Source organism: Pseudomonas sp. GW823-FHT06E10 (genome assembly GCF_058794995.1).
The window spans coordinates 1-4,203 of sequence record NZ_JBXAHJ010000034.1 but is presented as its reverse complement, the minus strand read 5'-3'; the positions used below and the strand labels follow the sequence as shown (position 1 = coordinate 4,203).

The following is a 4,203-nucleotide window of genomic DNA, read 5'->3' as shown; positions in this document are numbered from 1 at the left end:
GGGTTTCGAGAGGAACACCAATGTGCACGTCAAATCTCCTGCGTGATCTTATTGAGTAAACCCATGCACTACGGATGGTGCGGCTGGGGCGGCCGATCAGCACGATCCCGCCAAATCAGGGCGGGGCGCGGCATTTTGCAGGCGAACTTTGTGCCCTTCAAGGGATTATGACGGGTGACGGAAAATTAACTACAAGTCACCCCGTGACCGAATGTCGCAACCAACCGGCTCAATCCCTTGCAGACCGTGCTTTTCAAGGATTCTGGCCGAAATTGAAGAATTTACACATCGGCCGTATGAATGATGCGGCATTGCCTCGAAATAGTGGCGCAAAGCCGCGTCATCAGGCGCTTGTGGGACGTTTGTACGACTTGTCGATACAGTTTTCTGCCATGCGACAAATACGTATATCTGTAGGGCTTTTGTTTTGCTGACTACGGGGTCAAGTAACCTTGTAGAGCCTTTATCCCTCTAGGCTGTAGCTGTACGCCTGATTTACCAGCCAGTCGCGAAATGCCCTTAAAGACGCGGATTCGACCTTTCGCTCAGGAATCATCAGGTAGTAAGCCTTGATACTGGACAGTGCTTGGGGGTTGGCGATCACCAGGCGTTTCTCTTTCAGCTCCCTTTGAATCAGGAACGGCGGAATCAGGGCAATGCCCATGTCGTGCATGGCGGCCTGGGCGAGCATGGAGAATAGCTCGTAGCGGGGGCCCGTCATGTCTCGCGGGACATTCAGGTGTTGGGAGTCGAACCATTGGCGCCAGGCATAGGGGCGAGTGGTTTGTTGCAGAAGAGGCAAGTCGGCGATTTCCCCAGGCGTCAGACTGGTCTTGTTTCCGAGCAGGTTGGGGCTGCAAACGGGCATCGGATTTTCACCCATCAGCCTGTGGGATTCTGTACCCGACCAATCCGCGTCGCCGAAGTAGATGGCGGCATCAAAATCCGTGTCGGCGAACAGGAACGGCCGCGTGCGGTTGGTCAGGTTGACCGTCACTTCCGGGTGTTTCTGCTGGAAATCCTTGAGTCGCGGCAGCAGCCATTGGGTGCCGAAGGTCGGAACTACGGCCAGTTCGATCACGTTGGTGCCCTGCTGGCCCATCACGGACAAGGTGTCGCGCTCAACGGCATCGAGCTGAGTGGCCACCCGACGGCTGTAGGAGAGTCCGGCTTCCGTCAGCTTGACCCCGCGCCGCGAGCGTCGGAACAGTTCCACACTGAGGAACTCTTCAAGGCTGGCAATCTGTCGGCAAATCGCTCCCTGGGTCAGCGAAAGCTCCTGGGCGGCCTTGGTGAAGCTCTCGTGGCGCGCCGCGGCCTCGAAGCTGATCAGGGCGGTGGTGCTGGGTATCTTTCTGCGCATGTACGTCAACCTCACTAATACATCGCATAAAAGCTCTTTTGCGACGTTTCGGAGTGAGAAATTAGCACAACAGTATGCAAAATCCTCGTTTGCCGTCGCGCCGATCCGGGCCTAGGATCAGCCTACGTTATTTGACCCGATTCGAGAGGACACACTCATGGGCGGTAAAGCTAGCTTCAACTGGATCGATCCCCTGCTGCTGGATCAACAGCTCACTGAAGAAGAACGAATGATTCGCGACACGGCTGCGCAATTCGCTCAGCAAAGCCTTGCGCCGCGCATCCTCGAAGCTTTCCGTCATGAGAAGACCGATCCGGCGATCTTCCGCGAAATGGGCGAGGTCGGCCTGTTGGGCGCAACCATCCCCGAGCAATACGGTGGCAGCGGCCTGAACTATGTCAGCTATGGCCTGATCGCCCGTGAAGTCGAGCGCATCGACTCCGGCTATCGCTCGATGATGAGCGTGCAGTCCTCGCTGGTGATGGTGCCAATCAATGAATTCGGTACCGAAGCGCAGAAGCAGAAGTACCTGCCGAAACTGGCGTCGGGCGAGTGGATCGGCTGCTTCGGCCTGACCGAGCCTAACCACGGCTCCGACCCGGGCGCGATGATCAGTCGTGCGCGCAAAGTGGAAGGCGGCTACAGCCTTACCGGCAGCAAGATGTGGATCACCAACAGCCCGATCGCCGATGTGTTCGTGGTCTGGGCCAAGGACGATGCCGGTGACATTCGCGGCTTCGTTCTGGAGAAAGGCTGGAAAGGTCTGAGCGCTCCGGCGATTCACGGCAAGGTGGGCCTGCGGGCATCGATCACCGGTGAAATCGTGATGGACAACGTGTTCGTTCCGGAAGAGAACATCTTCCCGGACGTCCGTGGTCTGAAAGGTCCTTTCACTTGCCTCAACTCGGCACGTTACGGCATCTCCTGGGGTGCGCTGGGTGCAGCCGAGTTCTGCTGGCACACCGCTCGCCAGTACACCCTGGATCGTCAACAGTTCGGTCGCCCACTGGCCGCTACCCAGTTGATCCAGAAGAAGCTGGCCGACATGCAGACTGAAATCACTATGGCGCTGCAAGGCTGCCTGCGTCTGGGTCGTATGAAGGACGAAGGTACCGCTGCGGTCGAAATTACCTCGATGATGAAGCGCAACTCTTGCGGCAAGTCCCTGGACATCGCGCGCATGGCTCGCGATATGTTGGGCGGCAACGGCATCTCCGATGAATTCGGTGTGGCGCGTCACCTGGTCAACCTGGAAGTGGTGAACACCTATGAAGGTACTCACGACGTCCATGCACTGATCCTCGGTCGTGCGCAAACCGGCCTCCAGGCGTTCTATTAAGGAGAACGTCCATGGGCGCGCTTTCGCATCTACGGGTACTGGATTTATCGCGGGTGCTGGCCGGGCCTTGGGCCGGGCAGATCCTGGCCGACCTTGGCGCTGAAGTGATCAAGGTCGAGCGTCCGGGTAACGGCGATGACACGCGCGCCTGGGGACCGCCGTTCCTTAAAGACGCTTATGGCGAGAATACCAGCGAGGCTGCTTATTACTTGTCGGCCAATCGCAACAAGCAATCTGTCACCATCGACTTCACTCGCCCTGAAGGGCAGAAGCTGGTGCGTGAACTGGCGGCCAAGTCGGACATCCTGATCGAGAACTTCAAGGTCGGCGGTCTGGCGGCTTATGGCCTGGACTATGAAACGCTGAAGACGATCAATCCGGATCTGATCTATTGCTCGATCACCGGGTTCGGCCAGACCGGTCCTTACGCCAAGCGTGCGGGTTATGACTTCATGATCCAGGGGCTCGGCGGCCTCATGAGTCTGACGGGGCGACCTGAAGGCGAAGAGGGTGCGGGGCCGGTGAAGGTTGGCGTGGCGCTGACGGACATCCTGACCGGGCTGTATTCGACTGTCGCGATTCTGGCTGCGCTTGCGCATCGGGATCACGACGGCGGTGGTCAGCATATCGATATGGCACTGTTGGATGTACAGGTGGCTTGTCTGGCCAATCAGGCAATGAACTACCTGACGACAGGCAATGCGCCTAAACGCTTGGGTAATGCTCACCCGAACATCGTGCCTTATCAGGATTTTCCTACGGCGGATGGCGATTTCATCCTTACCGTCGGGAACGATGGTCAGTTCCGCAAGTTTGCGGAAGTGGCCGGGCAGCCGCAGTGGGCGGACGATCCGCGTTTTGCCACTAACAAGCTGCGGGTGGCAAACAGGGCAATACTGATTCCGCTGATCCGCCAGGCTACGGTGTTCAAGACTACCGCTGAATGGGTGGCGCAACTGGAGCAGGCTGGCGTGCCATGCGGGCCTATCAATGACGTGGCGCAGATGTTTGCCGATCCTCAGGTCAAGGCGCGCGGGTTGGCTATCGAGCTGCCGCATGCGCTGGCCGGGATGGTGCCTCAGGTGGCGAGTCCGATTCGACTGTCGGAGACGCCGGTGGAGTATCGTTTTGCACCTCCTCTGCTGGGTGAGCACACGCTTGAAGTTTTGCAGCGTGTGTTGGGTCTGGATGCCGGGGCGGTGTCCGCATTCAAGGCTTCTGGCGTTCTCTGATAGGTCTCTTCTATATAGAGGGTGTTTCGGCTCCTCTATATAGGCACCCTTTGGGATGTTTTGCTGCTTTCTGCAGCTTATTGATAGAAAACCTAAATCAGTGCTTGACGGCAGATTCCAGATCTCTATAATTCGCCCCACTTCCGGCGCAGTCGAAACGAAAAACTCCTTGGTAAACAAAGAGTTACGCAATTTTCGGCAGCAGGTTGCTTCAGTTCATCGAAGCACAAAGGGAGTTGAAAAAGAGGTGTTGACAGCAGCGTGTAACG

The 4,203-nt window shown here is 57.4% G+C and carries 3 protein-coding genes; 2 read left to right on the top strand and 1 reads right to left on the bottom strand.

The window, feature by feature from the left end; translation table 11 throughout:
* Nucleotides 1-463 precede the first annotated feature (463 nt).
* Complete coding sequence (locus AC1Q6Y_RS27995; RefSeq protein WP_057712567.1) at nucleotides 464-1,363, bottom strand: LysR family transcriptional regulator; 900 nt, start codon at nucleotides 1,361-1,363, stop codon at nucleotides 464-466.
* A 157-nt stretch (nucleotides 1,364-1,520) separates the two neighbouring features.
* On the opposite strand from AC1Q6Y_RS27995, the gene AC1Q6Y_RS27990 reads away from it, so the two are divergent.
* Nucleotides 1,521-2,702, top strand: coding sequence for an acyl-CoA dehydrogenase (locus AC1Q6Y_RS27990; protein WP_008053124.1), 1,182 nt, complete (start codon nucleotides 1,521-1,523; stop codon nucleotides 2,700-2,702).
* Between the two features lie 11 nt (nucleotides 2,703-2,713).
* Complete coding sequence (locus AC1Q6Y_RS27985) at nucleotides 2,714-3,934, top strand: CaiB/BaiF CoA transferase family protein (protein ID WP_057712566.1); 1,221 nt, start codon at nucleotides 2,714-2,716, stop codon at nucleotides 3,932-3,934.
* The last annotated feature ends 269 nt before the right edge of the window (nucleotides 3,935-4,203 follow it).

Bases quoted from the DNA above. Each gene is read 5' to 3' on its own strand.
- AC1Q6Y_RS27985 (WP_057712566.1), top strand. From the start codon at position 2,714: ATGGGCGCGCTTTCGCATCTACGGGTACTGGATTTATCGCGGGTGCTG.
- AC1Q6Y_RS27995 (WP_057712567.1), bottom strand. From the start codon at position 1,363: ATGCGCAGAAAGATACCCAGCACCACCGCCCTGATCAGCTTCGAGGCC.
- AC1Q6Y_RS27990 (WP_008053124.1), top strand. From the start codon at position 1,521: ATGGGCGGTAAAGCTAGCTTCAACTGGATCGATCCCCTGCTGCTGGAT.